The organism is Streptomyces sp. NBC_00887 (assembly GCF_045207585.1).
Window position 1 is genome coordinate 3,493,767 of the sequence record NZ_CP108788.1, and the last position, 18,228, is coordinate 3,511,994.

Consider the following 18,228-nt stretch of genomic DNA (forward strand, 5'->3'; position numbering starts at 1 on the left):
CAAAATCTTGCGCAGCAGCGTGGACTTCCTTGCGGAGATGCTCCTAGCCTGTGGGGCGTCCGCAGAGCCCCCACGAGCCGCAAGGACGACCGACACGTGACCTCACCACCTGGACGACGCCTGCTCAGGCGCTCCCTGTCCGCATCCCTCTCCCTGGCCCTCGCAGCCGTCGGCACCGCTGCCGCCGTCGTGATGGCCGGCGCACCGCCCGCCCAGGCCGCCGGTGTCCCCGCACCGTCGCCCGTCGGGATACCCGGCCGGGGCGCCACCGTTCCGTTCACGGAGCAGGAAGCCGAGTACGCCGCCACCAACGGCGCGCTCATCGGCCCCGACCGGCTGTACGGTTCGCTGCCCTCGGAGGCATCGGGCCGGCAAGCCGTCACGCTCGACTCGGCGGGTGAGTACGTGGAGTTCACCCTCACGGCCCCCGCGAACGCGATGACCTTCCGCTACTCACTGCCGGACAACTCCGCCGGGACGGGCCGGGACGCCTCGATCGACCTACGGGTGAACGGCTCCTCGCTCAAGAGCGTGCCGGTGACCTCGAAGTACGGTTGGTACTACGGCGGTTACCCCTTCAACAACAACCCGGGCGACACCAACCCGCACCACTTCTACGACGAGACCCGCACCATGTTCGGGTCCACGCTGGCCGCCGGCACGAAGGTCCGGCTCCAGGTGACCTCCACCGCCGCCTCCCCCTCCTTCACGATCGACCTTGCGGACTTCGAGAAGGTCGGCGCGCCGGTCGGCAAGCCCTCCGGCGCCCTGGACGTGGTGGGTGACTTCGGTGCGGACCCGACGGGCAACACCGACTCCACCGCGAAGTTCCAGGCGGCGGTCGACGCGGGCCGCAGCCAGGGCAAGGAGGTGTACATCCCGCAGGGCACCTTCCAGGTCAACGACCACATCGTCGTCGACAAGGTGACGCTGCGGGGCGCCGGTCCCTGGTACAGCGTGCTGACCGGACGCCACCCCACCGACCGGAGCAAGGCGGTCGGCGTCTACGGCAAGTACGCGGCCCAGGGCGGCAGCAGCAACGTCACCCTCAAGGACTTCGCCATCATCGGCGACATCCGCGAGCGCGTGGACAACGACCAGGTCAACGCCATCGGCGGGGCCATGTCGAACTCCGTCGTCGACAACGTCTGGATGCAGCACACCAAGTGCGGCGCCTGGATGGACGGTCCGATGGACAACTTCACCATCAGGAACAGCCGGATCCTGGACCAGACCGCCGACGGCGTCAACTTCCACTACGGCGTCACGAACTCCACCGTGACCAACACCTTCGTCCGCAACACCGGCGACGACGGTCTGGCCATGTGGGCGGAGAACATCCCGAACGTGAGGAACAAGTTCACGTTCAACACCGTCATCCTGCCGATCCTCGCCAACAACATCGTGACCTACGGCGGCAAGGACATCACGATCTCCGACAACGTCATGTCGGACACCATCACCAACGGCGGCGGCCTGCACATCGCCAACCGCTATCCGGGCGTCAACTCCGGTCAGGGAACCGCGGTATCGGGCACCCACACGGCAGCCCGCAACACCCTGATCCGCACCGGCAACAACGACTTCAACTGGCGCTTCGGCGTCGGTGCGATCTGGTTCAGCGGTCTCAACGAGCCGATCAGCAACGCCACGATCAACATCACCGACAGCGAGATCCTGGACAGTTCCTACGCCGCGATCCACCTGATCGAGGGCGCGTCCAACGGGCTGCACTTCGACAACATCAAGATCGACGGCGCCGGTACGTACGCCCTGCAGATCCAGGCGCCGGGCACGGCCTCGTTCAACAGGGTCGTCGCCACGCACCTCGCCCAGTCCAACCCGATCCACAACTGCGTCGGCAGCGGCTTCCGGATCACCCAGGGCACCGGCAACTCCGGCTGGTACGCGAACCCTCCCGCCTGCACGGGTGTCTGGCCGGACCCGGTGTGGACGAACGGCGGGGTGCCCGGGAGCGGCGGTCCCACGGACCCGACCGACCCCCCGGACCCGACGGACCCGCCCGAGGAGACGGGCAACCTCGCCCAGGGACGTACGGTCACCGAGACCAGTCACGTCGATGTGTACGGCGCGGCCAACGCGGTGGACGGCAACGCCAACAGCTACTGGGAGAGCCGTAACAACGCCTTCCCGCAGTCCGTCACCGTGGACCTCGGTGCCGCCAAGGCCGTCAAGCGGCTGGTGCTGAAACTGCCTCCGGCCGCCGCCTGGGCCACCCGCACGCAGACCCTCGGCGTCACGGGCAGCACCGACAACTCCACGTACAACTCGCTCAAGGCCTCGGCGGGTTACACCTTCAACCCGTCGAGCGGCAACACCGCGACCGTCACCCTGCCGGGTACGCCGACCCGCTATGTGCGGCTGACCTTCACCGGGAACACCGGCTGGCCGGCGGCTCAGCTCTCCGAACTGGAGGCCTACACCAGCTGATCGGACGACCGCAGTGACGGGCCCGGCCTTCACGGCCGGGCCCGTCATCGCGTACAGGGGTCAGGACTTCGACGCGAAGCCCTCCGCGGCCGTCGACACCTCGGCCGGGCGGACCACCTTGAGACCACCGGGGGTCTTGGCATCCGGCTTCATGATGACGGTCTGGTTGGTCGACGGGGCCGCGGGGTCGGTGAAGTCGTGCGAGATCCCGAAGTCGCTGCCGAAGCCCTTGACGGTGAGCAGGGCCTTGTCGACGCCCTCACGGGTCAGGTCCTTGGACTCACAGGCCTTCTTCAGCGCCTCCCCGAAGACGGCCGCCGCGTTGTATCCGGCGACGACCCCGTTGTCGAGACCGTCCTTCGGGTACTGGGCCTTGTACGCCTTGGAGAGCTTGGACGGGCCCGCCGCCGCGTCGCCGATCGGCAGGGTGGAGGAACCGATGTAGTAGTCCTTCTGCAGGGCCGGGCCCGCCTGGGTCGCCAGGAGCTGCGGCGCGTAGGCCGAGTTGTTGCCCACGACGGGGACGTTGAAGCCCGTGGCGGCGGCGACGCCGACCAGTGAGGCCGCCTGGCGCGGTCCGGCGCTGATGACGATCGCCTTGACGCCCGCCTGCTTGAGCGCGGAGACCTGGGCGGTCATGTCGTTGTCGGTCGGCTTGATCTTCTGCTCGACGACGGTGAGGCCCGCCTCCTTCGCCGCGTACTTGGAGCCGGCCAGGGCGTTCTCGCCGTAGTCGCCCTCGAAGTACACGTGACCGATCTTGTCACCCTTGGCGATGCGCTTCTCGTCGAGCAGGAAGTCGACCAGGTTGATCGTCTCGACGTCGTACGTGGCGCCGATGACCCGGACGTACTTGGAACCGAGGAGGTTCGCCGACCAGGCCTGCGGCAGGACGATGCCCTTGTCCTGGCCGTCGATGCGCTGCTCGACGGCGGCGACGAACGGGGAGCCGATGAACTGGGCGAAGCCCAGCACGTCCGGCTCCAGCTCCGTGTAGGCCGCGATGGCCTTCTGCGGGTCGTAGCCGTGGTCGCGGACGGTCAGTTCGATCTGCCGGTCGCAGATGCCGCCCGCGGCGTTGGTCTCCTTCACCCACAGCTGCTGGGCCTGGGTGACGCTCTTGCCGAGCGAGGCGTACACCCCTGTCATGTCGGTGAGGGCACCGAGGGTGATCTTGGAGTCGGTGACTCCTTCACCGGTCTTCACGCCGCTCTTGTCGGTACCGGCGGCGTCCCCCTTGCCGGCCTTCTCGCTGCACCCGACGAGGGTGAGGGTGAGGGCCGCAAGGACCGCTCCGTACACACGCATTTTCATTTCTTCTCCCCTGGATTCTTCAGACGCGTAAGGCCGCCGGGCAGGAACAGGACCACCGCGACCACCGCGGCGCCGTACAGATAGCGGGACGCCTCACCCGGTGTGAGTCCGCCCGTACCGGGGGCGGAAACCAAGGGCAGGGAGTCGCTGTAGTGGGTGAGCACCTGCGGGAGCAGTGATACGAACGCGGCGCCGACGACGGCCCCCGCGACACTGCCGAGCCCGCCGATGACGATCATGGCGAGGTACTCGAGGGACAGGACCATGCCGAAGTACTCGGGCACGGTGCGCTGGAAGACCAGCGCGAGCAGGACACCCGCGAGGCCCGCGTACATCGAGGAGAGGACGAAGACCCCTGCCCGGTACTTGGCCACCGGCACGCCCATCACGCCTGCGGCGATCCGGTGGTCGCGGATGGCGTTGAGCGCGCGGCCGGGCCTGCCTCGCAGCACCCCGCGGGCGAAGAGCCCGCTGAAGGCGAGGGCGAGCAGTCCCACGTACCAGAGCTTCTCGGAGGACTGGAAGGGCACCGCGGCGACGATCACCTCGGTGTCGTCGAAGGTGAACCCGAACAGTGAGAGCGGGGGCACGGCACGGCCGTTGAAACCGCCGGTGAGGGAGCCCGCGTTGAACAGCACGTGCTGGCCGATGAAGATCAGCGCGAGCGTGGCGATACCGAGGTACGCGCCACGCAGGCGGCCCGCGATCGGGCTGAACAGTCCGCCCACCACACCCGCCAGCAGGACGGCGAGGATCGCGGCGAGCCAGGTGGGCAGGCCGAGCCCGGAGAGTTCGTGACCGTTCTCGGTGCTGCTCTCACCGGCCAGGATGCAGTAGCTGTACGCACCCACGGCGAGGAAGAAGGCGTGGCCCATGGAGAGCTGGCCGGTGCTGCCGGTGAGCAGGTTGAGGCCGATCGCCCCGATCGCGGCGGCCATCGCGAACAGTCCGGCCTGGAGCCAGAAGCGGTCCAGGTAGAAAGGGAACAGGAGAAGCAGGACGGAGCCGACGAGCCACAGGTAGGGGCGGGGGTGCCGCAGCCGTCCGGTGAGCGACTGCCCCGAGCCGGGCGGCACGGGAGCCTGGGTGACGCCGGCTTCGGCGGGCGTCCCGGCGTCCTTGACGGTTTCAGACACGGGCCAGCTCCTTCGTACCGAAGAGTCCCGCGGGCCGGATGAGCAGGACGATCACCATCACGAGATAGGGCGCGAGGTCTCCGATGCCGCGTCCCAGGAAGGAGAGGTCGCTCTGGTAGCCGGTGGCGAGGGACTCGGTGACTCCGACGACGAGCCCTCCGACCAGCGCGCCGGTCGTCGAGTCGAGGCCGCCGAGGATCGCCGCCGGGAACGCCTTGAGCGCGGCGAAGGACGTGGCCCGTTCGAGGCCCGGGGTGGGGAAGACGGTGAGGAAGAGCGCGGCGACCGCGGCGAGTGCCCCGGCGACCGCCCAGGCCGACAGCGACACCCGGCCGAGCTTGATGCCCATCAGGGCCGCGGTCTGCGGGTTCTCGGCGGCGGCCCGCATCGACACGCCCCACGAGGTGTAGCGGAACGCGAGCAGGAACACCGTGATGAGCAGCCCCGCGACGATGAACGCCGCGATGCGGGTCTCGGCCAGGGTGATACCGCCGATGGTGACGACATCGTCGCCCCACGGGTCGCCGAGCGACATGACCTCGGTGCCCATCTGCCGGACGAGTTCCGTGGTGATGAGGATGTCGACGCCGATGGTGACGATGGCCAGGACACTGTGGTCGCTGCCCCGGTAGCGGCGCATCACGAAGAACTCGACGGCGGAGCCGACGACCGCGGCGCCCGCGATCCCGACGCCGAGCGCCGGCCAGAAGCCGATGTCGTCGTGCAGTACGGCGGTGACGTATCCGCCCGCCAGCAGGAGGGAGGCGTGGGCGAAGTTGACGACCTCGGTGGCCTTGAAGATGACGACGAAGCCGAGCGCGATCAGTGCGTAGACCGATCCGATGGAGAGCCCGCCGAGGAGGAGTTCGATGAAGGTGGTCATTCCTGTGTCCCCAAGTAGGCCTGGACGACGGCCGGATCGTTCTGGACCTCGGCGGGGGTGCCGCCCGCGATCCTGCGTCCGAAGTCGAGTACGGTCACGGCGTCCGCGAGCCGCATCACCACACCCATGTCGTGTTCGACGAGCACGATGGAGATGCCGAGGCTGTCGCGTACGTCCGCGACGACGGCCGCGACGCGACGGCGTTCGTCGGCCGTCATGCCGGCGATGGGCTCGTCGAGCAGCAGCACCTGCGGCTCCATGCAGAGCGCACGGCCGAGCTCCACGAGCTTCTGCTTCCCGTACGGGAGCGCGCCCGCCGGCCGCTCCAGTTCCTTGTCCAGGCCGATGAACTCGGCGATCTCGCGCACCCGTTCGCGATGGCGCCGCGCTTCGCGGGCCGCCGACGGCAGCCGCAGTCCGCTGGCGAGGAAACCGGCGCGGGTGAGGCGGTGCCGGCCGAGCAGCAGGCTGTCGGCGACGGTGGCGTGCGGGGGCAGCGCCAGGTTCTGGAAGGTGCGCGCGACGCCGAGACCGGCGATCTTGTGCGGGGCGAGGCCGGTGAGTTCGGTGTCGCCGAGGTGCACCGAGCCGGAGGTGGCGCGGTAGACGCCGGAGAGCACGTTGAAGGTGGTGGACTTGCCGGCGCCGTTGGGTCCGATGACGGCGTGCACGCTGCCGGGTTCGACGGTGAACGAGACCGCGTCGAGGGCGGTGAGCCCGGCGAAGCGTACGGTCACGTCGCGCACGGCGAGTGCGGCCGGGGCGGTGACGGGGGCCGTGGTGGCCGGAGCTGTTGTCACGCGGACCACCTGCTCAGGGTGCGTGAGGGGCCGCCGACGGCCTGCCGCGCGACCTCGGCCGCCTCCTCGTCGACGACGCCCAGATAGCGGCGGCGTACCTCGTCGGAGGCTGCGAGGTCGTCTGCCGGGCCCTCGATGGCGACCTCGCCGACGTCCAGGACGTACGCCGTGGAGGCGAGCCTGAGCGCGATCGCCGCGTTCTGCTCGACGAGCATGACGGAGGTGCCCGCCGCGTTGATCTCCTGGATCGTCTCGGCGATCCTGGCCGCCATCAACGGCGCCAGGCCGAGGGAGGGTTCGTCGAGCAGGAGCAGGCGGGGCCCGGCCATCAGGGCCCGTCCCATCGCCAGCATCTGCTGCTCCCCGCCGGACAGCAGCCCGGCACGCTGGTGGGCACGCTGGGCGAGGACGGGGAACAGCTCGTGGACGCGTGAGAGCGCCGCGGTCGTCGCCTTGCGTCCGCCCCGGGCACCGAGTGCACCGGCCCGCAGGTTGTCCGCCACCGTCATGCGGGCGAACACCTGTCGCCCCTCCGGCACCTGGATCACTCCTGCGGCCACCACCTGGGCTGGGCGCAGCCCGTCCAGGGGTACGCCGTCGAAGCGGATGGTGCCCGTGCCCGTCCCGCGGTGGAAGCCGAGGGTCCGCGACACGGCCCGCAGCAGCGTGGTCTTGCCGGCGCCGTTGCCGCCGAGTACCGCGGTGATCGCGCCGGCCGGCACGTCGACGGAGACGTCGCGCAGTGCCCGTACCGGGCCGTAGCCCACGGACAGTTCGCGGATCTCGAGCGTTGCCATGCGTCCTCCTCCTTCCGACTGGTCGTTGTGGTGCCACAGACCAGCAGGGGGCGGGCCGCGCGTCCACGGTCCGCGGCGCAATCGCTGCGGCTGACCAGCGTTCGAAGGGTGCGGTTGTGCACACGCACAGAGCCACGTGATCCGCTGTCGCACGCCTCGCGGCGGGTGGCATCGTCACGAGCCATGAGCGGCCCGGCTGCGGAACGGAGCGATGACATGCAGCGGCGCAGTGACGAACGGGTCCAGGCGCTGCTCGACGCCCTCCTCGAGGACCGGTCCGCGCCGGGACTCGCGGCGCGTGCGGCGGCCGGTCTCGGGCTGCCGGAGCAGGGCCGTTACGCGGTGGTGGTGCTGCGGAGGGGCGGCGGGCCGGACCGACCGGTCATGGACGCGGACGGGATGACGTTCCTCCGGCGGATGCGGGCGGACTGCGAGATCGTGGTCGTGGCCCTGGGCGAGCGGGGTACGGACGAACTCACCGCGGTCCTGGTGGAGCGGTGTCCGGGTCCTGGCGGGATCAGTCCTGTGGTGGACTCGCTCGCCGAGCTGGGATCGGCGCGCCGACTGGCCGATGTGGCGCTGCTGACCTGTCCCCCGGGCACGGCCCGGATCGTGCGGCTGGAGGAGCGGCTGCCGGCGGCGCTGGTGGTGAGCCGGCCGGAGCTCGCGGCCCGGCTGGTCGCGAGTGTCTTCGGCCCGCTGCTGGGCCTGGACCCGGCGGACCGGGAGCTGCTGGTGCGGACGCTGGAGGCCTGGCTGGACTGCGGAGGGTCTGCGGGGCGGGCGGCGGGACTCCTGTACTGCCACCGCAACACCGTGCTGAACCGGTTGCGGCGGCTGGAGCAGCTGACGTCGCGGTCGCTGTCACGGCCGCGTGAACTGGTCGAGATCATGCTGGCCCTGGAGGCCTTCAGGCTCTCGGTGGCGGCACAGCGGTGAGGGGGGTCCGCGGACCCCCCTCACCGCTGTGCATCACGACAGGAAGCTGTGCGTCACGACGACAGGAAGTCGCGGGCGATCGCCTCGGCCACGCGTTCCAGCAGGGGGCCTGCCTGGGCCATGCAGAGCGCCGGGTCGGGTTCGAGTTCCATCAGGGCGTAGGCCCGCCGGATCCCGGCCCCTTCCAGCGCCTCGGGCGGCAGGGCGAGCCGTCCGCAGACGGCGACGACCTCCACGCCCGCGGCACGGGCCGCCGCGGCGACGCCCGCCGGGGCCTTGCCGTGCAGGGTCTGCTCGTCGAGCGATCCCTCGCCGGTGACGACGAGCGTGGCGCGGGCGAGCGCCGGGGCGAAGCCCAGGACGTCGAGCATGACCTCGATGCCGGGCCGGAAGCGTGCCCCCAGCGCGACCAGTGCGCCGTAGCCGATGCCTCCGGCGGCGCCCGCCCCGGGGAGCGCGGCGTGCTCGGGTCCCAGGACGGAGGCGTAGTGGGCGAGCGCCGCGTCGAGGACCGCGATGTCGTCCTCGGTGGCGCCCTTCTGCCGCCCGTACACCTCGGGGGCGCCCTTCGGGCCGGTCAGCGGGTTGTCCACGTCGCTGGCCAGGATCAGGTCGATGTCCGTCAGCCGGGGGTCGAGCCCCGACAGATCGGCCTCGGCCAGCTCGGCCAGCCCTCCGCCGCCGGGGCCGACGGGCTTGCCGTCCCTGTCCAGGAAGCGGGCACCGAGCGCGGCGAGCATACCGGCGCCGCCGTCCGTGGTGGCGCTCCCGCCGACCCCGAACACGATCGTCCGCGCGCCCGCGTCGAGTGCGGCCCGCAGCAGTTCGCCGGAGCCGTACGTGGTGGCCGTGAGCGGGGCGAACTGCCCCGCAGGAAGGTGCTGGAGGCCCGATGCCTCGGCCATCTCCACCACGGCCGTGGTGTCGCGCACCGCGTACGCCGCGTCGACGGGTGTGCCCAGCGGTCCGGTCACCCGCGCCTCGCGGCGCTCGAATCCGGCGGCCACCGCCGCCGCGACCGTGCCGTCGCCGCCGTCCGCGACGGGCAGGGTCTCCACCTGCACCCCGGGTACGACGCGCCGCAGTCCGGCCGTCACCCGCTCCGCGACCTGTACGGCCGTGAGCGAGCCCTTGAACTTGTCCGCCGCGACGAGCACGCGGGCGGTCTCGATCACTGCTCCGTCCGTCACCTTGCATCCTTTGCTTTCGAACAGGCAGTCGCGCCGCCCCGACCCTATCCGGACCACCCCCTCTCTGCCCATGGCTGTCCAGGACCGTCCGGCATGCCTCTACGCTGCCGCCATGACCTCCACTGACTACGCCATGTACATCGCGGGCCTGCCCCGGGTCCTGGCCGCGGCGGCATCGCTCTTCCTCGACGGGCAGGGGCGGATCCTGATCGTCGAGCCGAACTATCGCGAAGGCTGGGCGCTGCCCGGCGGCACGGTCGAATCCGATGCGGGCGAGAGCCCCCGGCAGGCCGCGCGCCGGGAGACGGCGGAGGAGATCGGCCTCGATCTGGAGCCGGGCCGGCTGCTCGCGGTCGACTGGACGCGCGGTCCGGCGCGTCCGCCGATCGCCGCGTACCTGTACGACGGCGGCGTCCTGTCGGCGGAGCAGTTCGCGTCGATCCGCCTCCAGGAGGAGGAGCTGCTGTCCTGGAAGCTGGTGGACCGCGGCGACCTGACCGGCCATCTGCCCGGGTCGCTCGGCCGCAGGGTCCTGGCGGCGCTGGAGGTACGGGACTCCGGGGCGGGCACGGCCGAGCTGGAGGACGGCGAACCGGCAGGGCGGTGACGAAACCTGATCGCGGGCGGTACGGGCCGGTGCGTACGCTCGTTCCATGACTCTCGTCGCGATCCTCAGCGGCGCCGGCATCTCCACGGACTCCGGCATCCCCGACTACCGTGGGCCGCAAGGGCTCTGGCGGAAGGACCCGGAGGCGGAGAAGCTCGTCACCTACGACTTCTACATGGCCGATCCGGAGATCCGGCGCCGCTCCTGGCAGATGCGCCGCACGAGTACGACCTGGAAGGCCGAGCCGAACGCGGCCCACCGTGCCGTCGCAGCACTCGAGCGGTCGGGTACACCGGTGCGGGTCCTCACGCAGAATGTGGACGGACTGCACCAGCTGGCCGGTCTGTCCGCACGCAAGGTCGTCGAGCTCCACGGCACGGCGCGCGAAGTCGTCTGTACGCGGTGCCATGTCCGGTCCTCCATGGAGGAGGCCCTGTCCCGGGTCGATGCCGGCGAGGCGGACCCGCCGTGTGCTGTCTGCGGCGGGATCCTGAAGTCCGCGACGGTCATGTTCGGTGAGCGCCTGGATCCGCAGGTCCTGGCCGAGGCGATGGCGATCACCAAGGCGAGCCAGGTGTTCGTCGCGGTGGGCACGACCCTTCAGGTCCAGCCGGCAGCCTCCCTGGCAGGCATCGCCGTGGAGCACGGCGCCCGGCTCATCGTGGTGAATGCCGACCCGACCCCGTACGACGAGCTGGCGGAGGAGACGATCCGCGAACCCATCGGGACGGCCCTGCCGGCACTGCTGGAGCGGCTGTCCGCCGGAGAGGGCCCGTAGCCGCCGCCGTCACGCTGTGATCGTTTTCGTACGGGCGGCTGGGCGGTGCCGGCTGCGCCGCCGGCGGCCGTCTGCTTCGGCGCCTACGGCGTCTTCCTCCGGTGGAAGGACTCCTCCCGGCGGAGCCGGCACCGCGGCGGCACAACTCCGACGCCGCCTAGTCCTCCAGGCCTCCCTGGACCCGGCGCGACGGCGTGAACACGTACAGGTCCAGGATCTCGGGCGCCTCGGCGAGACCGGGTCCGCCGTCCCCCGCCCAGGTCACGATGTCCGCGACGGCGTGCGGATCGTTCACCAGGCCGAGCCAGACCGGCCTGCCACCGGCGCCGCGCCCCTCGGCGGAGGGCTGCACCACGATGACGTTGCCCTGCTCGCAGGCGTCCAGACACTCCACGGCACGCACGGTGGCGACCCCGTCGAGGGACTGCCGCAGCTCTGCCAGCTGTCCGGCGTGGTCCACACCGGGGATCTTCGGGGTGCCGCAGCAGCAGCCCCGGCAGACGCTGACGGTGGGCCGGGAGGGTCCCGGCCCGGCGGCGGGCCTGCGGGTACGGCGGCTCATGCGGAGGAACTCCCGGTGGTGGCGCGGCTGATCACCGTAGGACTGTACCGAGCAGCTCCCATGACGCTCCGGGCGCCGGGGTGGGGTAGTGTTGACGGCTGCGAAGGGGAGTAGCCCCGCAAACCGGTCGTCGACACACTGGAGCCCTCGGGTTCCCGGTGGCCGGGCTCGTAGATCGTTACGGGTGGGCGAGACCTTCGGTCAGGTATGACACGCCCGCGTCTGCGGGCGCTGCCGTCATGCCGGGCCGAGTGGTCCTCCGAAAAGCCCGAGCGGCGCTTCGCGAAAGGCCCGGGGCCCGGCTCGTACAGAAAGCCACCCGGAATGCATCTCGACCTCCTGGCGATCCTCACCGCCTTCGGGCTGATCTTCCTCGCGGAGCTCCCCGACAAGACGATGTTCGCCTCGCTGGCCATGGGCACGCGCATGCGGCCGCTGTACGTCTGGTTCGGTACGTCGTCCGCCTTCATCGTGCATGTCGCCATCGCGGTCGGCGCGGGCGGTCTGATCGGCCTGCTGCCCGACTGGATCGTCAAGCTGGTCTCGGCCTCCCTCTTCGCCTTCGGCGCGTTCATGCTGCTGCGCAGCGGCGGCGGTGGCGAGGACGACGAGGACGAGATCAAGACCGTCACCGGCTTCTGGCCGGTCTACTCCACCGCCTTCATGGCCGTCTTCATCAGCGAGTGGGGCGACCTGACGCAGATCACCACCGCTAACCTCGCCGCGAGCGACGGCACCTGGTCCACGGCCGTCGGGGCTGCCGCCGCCCTCATGTCCGTCTCGGCGCTGGCACTGCTGGCCGGGCGCTTCATCGCCAAGCGGGTGCCTCTGAAGACCGTGCAGCGCATCGGCGGGGTGTGCATGCTCGGGCTCGCGATCTGGTCGGTCGTCGAGATCTTCACGGGCTGATCCGTACGACGGGCCGGGCGGGCCCTCAGAACAGGACGTGCACCTCGTCCCCGGTCCCCCGCTCGAAGTCCAGCAGCCGCTGCTTGCGCTCCAGCCCGCCGCCGTACCCCGTGAGGCTCCCCGACGCTCCGACGACCCGGTGGCAGGGGACGATGATCCCGATCGGGTTCTTGCCGTTGGCGAGGCCCACCGCACGGGAGGCGCCGGGCTTGCCGAGGTGTTCGGCCAGTTCACCGTACGAGCAGGTCTCGCCGTACGGAATCTCCTGGAGCCCGGCCCAGACGCTGCGCTGGAACGGGGTGCCCGCCAGGTGGATCGGCAGGTCGAACGTCCTCAGCTCTCCGGCGAAGTACGCGCCCAGCTGGCGGACCGTCTCGGTGAAGGGCCGCGGGTCGGGCTCGCCGAAGGTCTCCTCCGGCGGCCGGTGGCGCTGTCCGGTCATGTACAGGCCGGCCAGTACGCCGTCGGTGGCGACCAGGGTGAGGGCCCCGTACGGGCTGTCGATGACCGTGTGCTGTCTGGTCACCGCAAGTGTGGCGGTCATGGTTCGTCCTTACGCCCTCAGACGGGCAGGTGGTTGATGGGGTGGTCGTCGACGGTCCACAGGTACTGGACGGCGTACGCACGCCAGGGCCGCCAGTGCGCGGCGCGTGCGGTGAGCGCCGCGGGGGTCGCGGGGAGCCCGAGTTGCTCGGCCGCCCGGCGGATGCCGAGGTCGGTGGGGAGGAACGCGTCCGGGTCCCCGAGCGCCCGCATGGCGATCACTTCGACCGTCCAGGGGCCGAAGCCCGGCAGGGCGGTCAGTTCCGCCCTGGCCGCGTCCCAGTCGGTGCCCTCCCCCAGGTGGAGCGAGCCGTCGGCGAGCGCCCCGACCAGGGTGGTGAGCGTGGTGCGGCGGCTGCGCGGCAGGGCGAGGGTCTCGGGATCGAGTCCGGCCAGGGCCTCCGGGGTCGGGAAGAGGTGGGTGAGGCCGCCCTCGGAGTCCTCGACGGGCACACCGTGGGCGGTGACCAGGCGGGCGGCGTGGGTGCGGGCGGCGGCCGTGGAGACCTGCTGGCCGAGGACCGCGCGTACGGCGAACTCCGCGGCGTCGACCGTGCGCGGCACACGGCGGCCGGGGGCCGCGTCGACCAGCGGCGCGAGCAGCGGATCGGAGCGCAGTTGCTCGTCCACGGCCACGGGGTCGGCATCCAGGTCGAGCAGTCTGCGGCACCGGCTGATGGCCTGGGTGAGATCACGCGGATCGGTGAGGGAGAGCCGGCAGGCGATGTGGTCGGGCCGCGGGGTGAGCGCCACGATGCCGTGTCCGTGCGGGAGGGTGAGCGTGCGGCGGTAGGCACCGTCACGCCATTCCTCGACCCCGGGGACCGCCGTCGCGGCGAGGTGCCCGAAGAGGTTGCTGGGGTTGAGCGGGGCGCGGTACGGCAGCCGCAGAGCGATGACACCGGGGGCCTCGGCCGCCCCGGCCCCGCGTGCCGCACGGGTGCGCAGCTCTCCGGGAGCGAGCGCGAAGACCTCGCGAACGGTGTCGTTGAAGGTGCGGACGGAGGCGAATCCGGCCGCGAACGCCACCTCGGCCATGGGGAGTCCGGTGGTCTCGATGAGCACCCGCGCGGTCTGGGCACGCTGGGAACGGGCCAGCGCGAGCGGGCCCGCGCCGAGCTCCGCGAGCAGCTGGCGCTCGACCTGCCGGGCCGAGTAGCCGAGCCGCGCGGCGAGACCCGGTACGCCCTCCCGGTCGACCACCCCGTCCTGGATGAGGCGCATGGCGCGGGCCACGGAGTCGGCTCGGGCGTTCCACTCCGGTGAGCCGGGGCTGGTGTCGGGCCGGCATCGCTTGCAGGCCCTGAATCCGGCCTGCTGGCAGGCGGCGGCGCTGGGGTAGAACGTCATGTTGCGGACCTTGGGCGGCACGACGGGACAGCTGGGCCGGCAGTAGATCCGGGTGGTCAGGACAGCGGTGAAGAACCAGCCGTCGAAACGGGCGTCCTTCGACTGTACGGCCCGCACGCAGCGCTCGGTTTCGGTGTGCATGCTTCAAGCATCGGGCATCGACGGCAGCAGGGCTGGCGGAAATCCGACGTCAGCCTTGCGCTGCCAGGGCCTCCTCGAACTCGGCGTAGGCATGTGCGTCGAACAGCACGAAGCGCACCTCCTCGACGGGCGGAGTCGCCTCGGCCAGCACCGTACGGACGGCGATGCGGGCGCCGTCGTCCATGGGCCAGCCGAAGATACCGGTGGACACGGCCGGGAACACCACCGTGCGCGCACCCAACTCCGCTGCCACGCGCAGGGATTCGCGGTAGCAGGAGGCGAGCAGCTCCGACCGGTCCTCGGCGCCGCTCCAGACCGGTCCGACGGTGTGGATGACCCACTTGGCGTCGAGCCGGCCCGCGGTCGTGGCTACGGCCCTGCCGGTCGGCAGCCCTTTTCCGTAGTGCGAGGCGCGCAGTTCACGGCAGGCGGCCAGGATCTCCGGGCCGCCGCGGCGGTGGATCGCGCCGTCGACGCCGCCCCCGCCCAGGAGACTCGAATTCGCGGCGTTGACAAGGGCGTCGGCCTTCTGCCGGGTGATGTCGCCGCGGGCCAGGGTGACGGTGACGGCCTCAGATCTGCTCATGCGGACATCATGCCGTTGCCGGGCGGGGCAGTGCGGGACGCTCACGTGGCCCGCAGACGGCGCCACACCGCCTTCGCCGCGTGATGGCCGGACATTCCGTGCACGCCGGGGCCGGGCGGGGTGGCCGAGGAACAGAGGAAAACCGCTGGGTGGGCGGTGGCGTACGGGACGCGGGCGAGTTTGGGACGGATCACCGTCTGGAGTCCGGCGAACGCCCCGGTCGCGATGTCTCCGCCGACGTAATTGGCGTTGCGCACGGCGAGTTGGGGCGGGCCGGCGGTCGCGCGGGCGAGGACGAGATCACGGAACCCGGGGGCGAAGCGCTCCAGCTGCCGCTCGACGACCTCCGTCGCGTCGCCCTCCCAGCCTGCGGGGACATGTCCGTACGCCCAGAAGACATGGCGGCCCTCGGGGGCGCGGGACGGGTCGACGAGGCTCGGTTGCGCGGTGATGAGGAAGGGGACGTTCGGGTCGCGGCCCGACACGGCGGCGCGCAGGGCGGCGTCGATCTCACCGGCCGTGGGGCCGACATGGACCGTGCCGGCCCGCCTGGCCTCCTCGGCGGTCCACGGGACGGGGCCCGACAGGGCGTAGTCGATCTTGAAGCAGGAAGCGCCGTAGCGGTAGCCGCTGTAGGCGCTTCCGAGTCCCGCGATGCGGGCGAGTGCGGTGGGAGAGGTGTCGAAGATGTACGCACGGGCGGGCGGAAGCTCGTCCAGACGCTTGACCTCGATGCCCGTCCGGATCTCGCCCCCCATTTCACGCAGGTACGAGGCGAGGGCGTCGGAGATGGCCTGTGAGCCGCCGCGGGGCACCGGCCAGCCCCTTTCGTGCGCGGCGAGCGCGAACATCAGGGCGACTCCGCTCGTCGCGATGCCGCTGGTGGGGGCGATGGCGTGGGCGGCGAGCCCGGCGATGAGTCCGCGTGCCCTGGCGCCCTTGAAGCGGCGGGAGAGCAGCGTGGCGGGCTGGATCGCGTCGAGGCCGAAGCGCGCCCAGCGGTAGGGGTCGCGGGGCAGCCCGTCCCACGGGGTCCGCAGGAAGTCCGCGGCGAGTGTGCCCCAGTGGCCGGTGTAGGGCTCGACCAGCCTGCGGTACGCGCCCGCGTCCTCGGGGCCGAGGGACATGGCGCTCTCTCCCACGGACCGGGTGAGCACGGCGGCGGATCCGTCCGGGAAGGGGTGGGCGAGCGCCAGCCGGGGCTGCAGCCATTCGAGGCCGTGCCGGGCCAGCGGCATCGCGTCGAAGGCGGGTGAGCCGATACCCAGAGGGTGCACGGCGGAACACGGATCGTGTCGGAAGCCCGGAAGGGTGAGCTCCTCGGTACGGGCACCGCCTCCGACGGTCTCCGCAGCTTCGAAGACCTCGACGGCGAAGCCGCGGCGGGCCAGTTCTGCCGCGGCCGTCAGCCCGTTGGGGCCCGCCCCCACGACGACGGCATCCAGCATCGATGGCACCTTCGGACTCCTCTGTCAGCCGGTGGCGAGGACACCCAGGATATTCCGGCGCGCCGACAGCTGGCCCGCGGGTAGCCTCCCGACCGATGAACAACACTTCCGCACCGTCGCCCGCCGTCTCCGTGATGGCCTCGCGGCTTGCCGCGCTGCCCGGTGTCAGGGCCGTCGTCCTCGGCGGCAGCCGGGCCCGCGGCACCCACCGGCCGGATTCCGACTGGGACCTGGGTGTCTACTACCGCGGCACCCCCGACCTGGCAGGACTGACCGCGCTGGCCTCCGAGTCCCAGGGTTCCCCGGTGGCGGTTGCGGGGCCGGGCGGCTGGGGACCGTGGGTCAACGGCGGTGCGTGGCTGACGGTGGACGGCGTCGCGGTCGACTGGATCCTGCGCGACCTGGACCGGGTGGAGTCGGTCTGGTCCGACTGCCGCGAGGGCCGCTTCGAGGTGGGCGTGCAGCCCGGCCACCCGCTGGGCTTCTGGTCCCCCTGTTATGCGGGTGAGGTCGCGCTCGGGCGCGTACTCGAGGATCCTTACGGGGAGTTGACGGCGCTTCAGGAGGCGGTGCGCTCCTACCCTGAGCCCTTGCGCAAGGCGCTCGTCGACGCCGCGTGGGAAGCCGGCTTCTCCGTGGCCTCGGCCCGCAAGTCCGCCCCGTCCGGCGACACGCTCCATGTGGCCCTGTGCCTGTCGAGGGCGTTCGGCGTCCTCGCCCAGTCCCTCCACGCCCACCACCGCACCTGGTGCCTCAACGAGAAGGGCGCGCTCGCGGCGGCCGCCGCCCTCCCGGACACCCCGGCCGGCTTCGCGGACCGGGCATCCCGGGCGCTGCGCGGCCTGGACCCGGACGCGGTGGAGACGGCGGCCGCCGTCGTGCGGGAGGTCCAGCGGGTGCTGGACGGCGGCGACGCGGCCTCAGGCGCCGGAGAGGCCTGAACCGGCCGTGCCGTTGCGCAGCGCGGTGAGGACCGCTTCGGCCGTCGCCGCGTCGCGGGCAGCCGTGAAGGGGAGGGCGTTGCCGCCGGTGATGCGGTACGGGACCCCGGCGAGCGTGGACTGGGTGCCGCCCGCCTCGGCGACCAGGAGCAGGCCGGCCGCGTGGTCCCAGGCCAGTTCCCAGTTGAAGGCGACCGCGTCCTGCGCACCGCAGGCGACGGCGAGGTACTCGAGGCCCGCCGATCCGCAGGAGCGCGCCTCGATGCCTTCGGTGCGCAGGCCGAGCAGTGCACGCTTCTGGGCGTCGGAGGTGTAGTCGGGGTGGGACATCGCCACCCTGAGGACGGCGCCCGGAACGGGCGAACCGCTGTGCAGCGGCGTGCCGTTGAGCGTGGCCCCACGGCCTCGTACGGCGACGGCCATCTCGCGCAGCGCCGGGGCGTACGTCCAGGAGGCGAGCACCTCGCCGCGGTGGGCGAGGGCCACCAGGGTGCAGAAGCCGGGTTCTCCGTGGACGAACTGGCGGGTGCCGTCGACCGGGTCGACGATCCAGACGGGCGCGTCCTCGCCCAGTGCGTCGTACACCGACGGGTCGGCGTGGACGGCCTCCTCGCCGACGACGGCCGAGCCGGGCAGGAGCCGGGTCAGCGACGCGGTGAGGTGCTCCTCGGCACGCCGGTCGGCCGCGGTGACGAGGTCGTGCGGGCCACTCTTCTGCACGATCTCGTGCGTGGCGAGCTGCCGGTACCGCGGCATGATCTCGGCGGCGGCCGCTGCGCGGACCGCCGCCTCGACCTCGGTCAGGTTCCCTGCGTCCGCAGCGAGGAAGTCATCGATCATGCCTCCAGCTAAG

Annotated in this window: 18 protein-coding genes; 6 read left to right on the forward strand and 12 right to left on the reverse strand. The window is 71.6% G+C overall.

Features of this window, described 5'->3' with window-relative positions:
* Positions 1 to 96: 96 nt before the first annotated feature.
* A complete protein-coding gene (locus tag OG844_RS15940; RefSeq protein ID WP_406390859.1) occupies positions 97 to 2,451 on the forward strand; it encodes a discoidin domain-containing protein in 2,355 nt (784 codons plus the stop codon).
* Between the two features lie 60 nt (positions 2,452 to 2,511).
* Here the strand turns inward: OG844_RS15940 and OG844_RS15945 are convergent, their stop codons facing one another.
* The 5 genes from OG844_RS15945 to OG844_RS15965 are packed head-to-tail and all read right to left on the reverse strand — an operon-like array spanning position 2,512 to position 7,381.
* Positions 2,512 to 3,765, reverse strand: a complete 1,254-nt coding sequence (locus OG844_RS15945) for an ABC transporter substrate-binding protein (RefSeq protein WP_406390860.1) — start codon at positions 3,763 to 3,765, stop codon at positions 2,512 to 2,514.
* A complete protein-coding gene (locus OG844_RS15950; protein ID WP_406390862.1) occupies positions 3,762 to 4,901 on the reverse strand; it encodes a branched-chain amino acid ABC transporter permease in 1,140 nt (379 codons plus the stop codon). Before OG844_RS15950 ends, OG844_RS15945 begins: the two co-directional genes overlap by 4 nt.
* Positions 4,894 to 5,784: a branched-chain amino acid ABC transporter permease gene (locus OG844_RS15955; protein WP_406390864.1), complete on the reverse strand. Its 891-nt coding sequence runs from the start codon at positions 5,782 to 5,784 to the stop codon at positions 4,894 to 4,896. The genes OG844_RS15950 and OG844_RS15955 overlap by 8 nt, the downstream gene beginning before the upstream one ends.
* Positions 5,781 to 6,593, reverse strand: coding sequence for an ABC transporter ATP-binding protein (locus tag OG844_RS15960; protein WP_406390866.1), 813 nt, complete (start codon positions 6,591 to 6,593; stop codon positions 5,781 to 5,783). The genes OG844_RS15955 and OG844_RS15960 overlap by 4 nt, the downstream gene beginning before the upstream one ends.
* The gene (locus OG844_RS15965; RefSeq protein ID WP_351174546.1) at positions 6,581 to 7,381 is read right to left on the reverse strand and encodes an ABC transporter ATP-binding protein; all 801 of its coding nucleotides are present in this window, start codon (positions 7,379 to 7,381) and stop codon (positions 6,581 to 6,583) included. Before OG844_RS15965 ends, OG844_RS15960 begins: the two co-directional genes overlap by 13 nt.
* Positions 7,382 to 7,597: 216 nt before the next feature.
* On the opposite strand from OG844_RS15965, the gene OG844_RS15970 reads away from it, so the two are divergent.
* Positions 7,598 to 8,320, forward strand: coding sequence for a PucR family transcriptional regulator (locus OG844_RS15970; RefSeq protein WP_406390867.1), 723 nt, complete (start codon positions 7,598 to 7,600; stop codon positions 8,318 to 8,320).
* Between the two features lie 53 nt (positions 8,321 to 8,373).
* On the opposite strand, the gene OG844_RS15975 is transcribed toward OG844_RS15970, so the two are convergent.
* Entirely contained in the window at positions 8,374 to 9,492 is a 1,119-nt protein-coding gene (locus OG844_RS15975) for a glycerate kinase (protein ID WP_406396153.1), read from the reverse strand.
* A 130-nt stretch (positions 9,493 to 9,622) separates the two neighbouring features.
* Between OG844_RS15975 and OG844_RS15980 the strand changes: the two genes are divergently transcribed.
* Both OG844_RS15980 and OG844_RS15985 read left to right on the forward strand, forming a co-directional pair.
* Positions 9,623 to 10,117, forward strand: a complete 495-nt coding sequence (locus OG844_RS15980; RefSeq protein ID WP_406390868.1) for an NUDIX domain-containing protein — start codon at positions 9,623 to 9,625, stop codon at positions 10,115 to 10,117.
* A 46-nt stretch (positions 10,118 to 10,163) separates the two neighbouring features.
* The gene (locus tag OG844_RS15985; protein WP_406390870.1) at positions 10,164 to 10,895 is read left to right on the forward strand and encodes an SIR2 family NAD-dependent protein deacylase; all 732 of its coding nucleotides are present in this window, start codon (positions 10,164 to 10,166) and stop codon (positions 10,893 to 10,895) included.
* 157 nt (positions 10,896 to 11,052) lie between these two features.
* Here the strand turns inward: OG844_RS15985 and OG844_RS15990 are convergent, their stop codons facing one another.
* Positions 11,053 to 11,457, reverse strand: a complete 405-nt coding sequence (locus OG844_RS15990) for a (2Fe-2S) ferredoxin domain-containing protein (protein WP_406390871.1) — start codon at positions 11,455 to 11,457, stop codon at positions 11,053 to 11,055.
* A 324-nt stretch (positions 11,458 to 11,781) separates the two neighbouring features.
* Here OG844_RS15990 and OG844_RS15995 point away from each other — a divergent pair, with 324 nt between their 5' ends.
* Positions 11,782 to 12,366 (forward strand): TMEM165/GDT1 family protein, encoded by a 585-nt coding sequence (locus OG844_RS15995; protein WP_406390872.1) that lies wholly within the window; start codon positions 11,782 to 11,784, stop codon positions 12,364 to 12,366.
* 25 nt (positions 12,367 to 12,391) lie between these two features.
* Here OG844_RS15995 and OG844_RS16000 read toward each other — a convergent pair whose 3' ends face one another.
* The 4 genes from OG844_RS16000 to OG844_RS16015 are packed head-to-tail and all read right to left on the reverse strand — an operon-like array spanning position 12,392 to position 16,443.
* Positions 12,392 to 12,910, reverse strand: a complete 519-nt coding sequence (locus OG844_RS16000; RefSeq protein WP_406390873.1) for a methylated-DNA--[protein]-cysteine S-methyltransferase — start codon at positions 12,908 to 12,910, stop codon at positions 12,392 to 12,394.
* Positions 12,911 to 12,927: 17 nt separating this feature from the next.
* A complete protein-coding gene (locus OG844_RS16005) occupies positions 12,928 to 14,400 on the reverse strand; it encodes an AlkA N-terminal domain-containing protein (RefSeq protein WP_406390875.1) in 1,473 nt (490 codons plus the stop codon).
* A gap of 49 nt (positions 14,401 to 14,449) precedes the next feature.
* Complete coding sequence (locus OG844_RS16010) at positions 14,450 to 14,986, reverse strand: O-acetyl-ADP-ribose deacetylase (RefSeq protein WP_406390876.1); 537 nt, start codon at positions 14,984 to 14,986, stop codon at positions 14,450 to 14,452.
* Positions 14,987 to 15,027: 41 nt separating this feature from the next.
* Positions 15,028 to 16,443, reverse strand: a complete 1,416-nt coding sequence (locus OG844_RS16015) for a phytoene desaturase family protein (protein ID WP_406390878.1) — start codon at positions 16,441 to 16,443, stop codon at positions 15,028 to 15,030.
* Between the two features lie 86 nt (positions 16,444 to 16,529).
* On the opposite strand from OG844_RS16015, the gene OG844_RS16020 reads away from it, so the two are divergent.
* The gene (locus OG844_RS16020; RefSeq protein ID WP_406390880.1) at positions 16,530 to 17,375 is read left to right on the forward strand and encodes a nucleotidyltransferase domain-containing protein; all 846 of its coding nucleotides are present in this window, start codon (positions 16,530 to 16,532) and stop codon (positions 17,373 to 17,375) included.
* Here OG844_RS16020 and OG844_RS16025 read toward each other — a convergent pair.
* Complete coding sequence (locus tag OG844_RS16025; RefSeq protein WP_406390882.1) at positions 17,355 to 18,215, reverse strand: inositol monophosphatase family protein; 861 nt, start codon at positions 18,213 to 18,215, stop codon at positions 17,355 to 17,357. The genes OG844_RS16020 and OG844_RS16025 overlap by 21 nt on opposite strands.
* Positions 18,216 to 18,228: the final 13 nt, after the last annotated feature.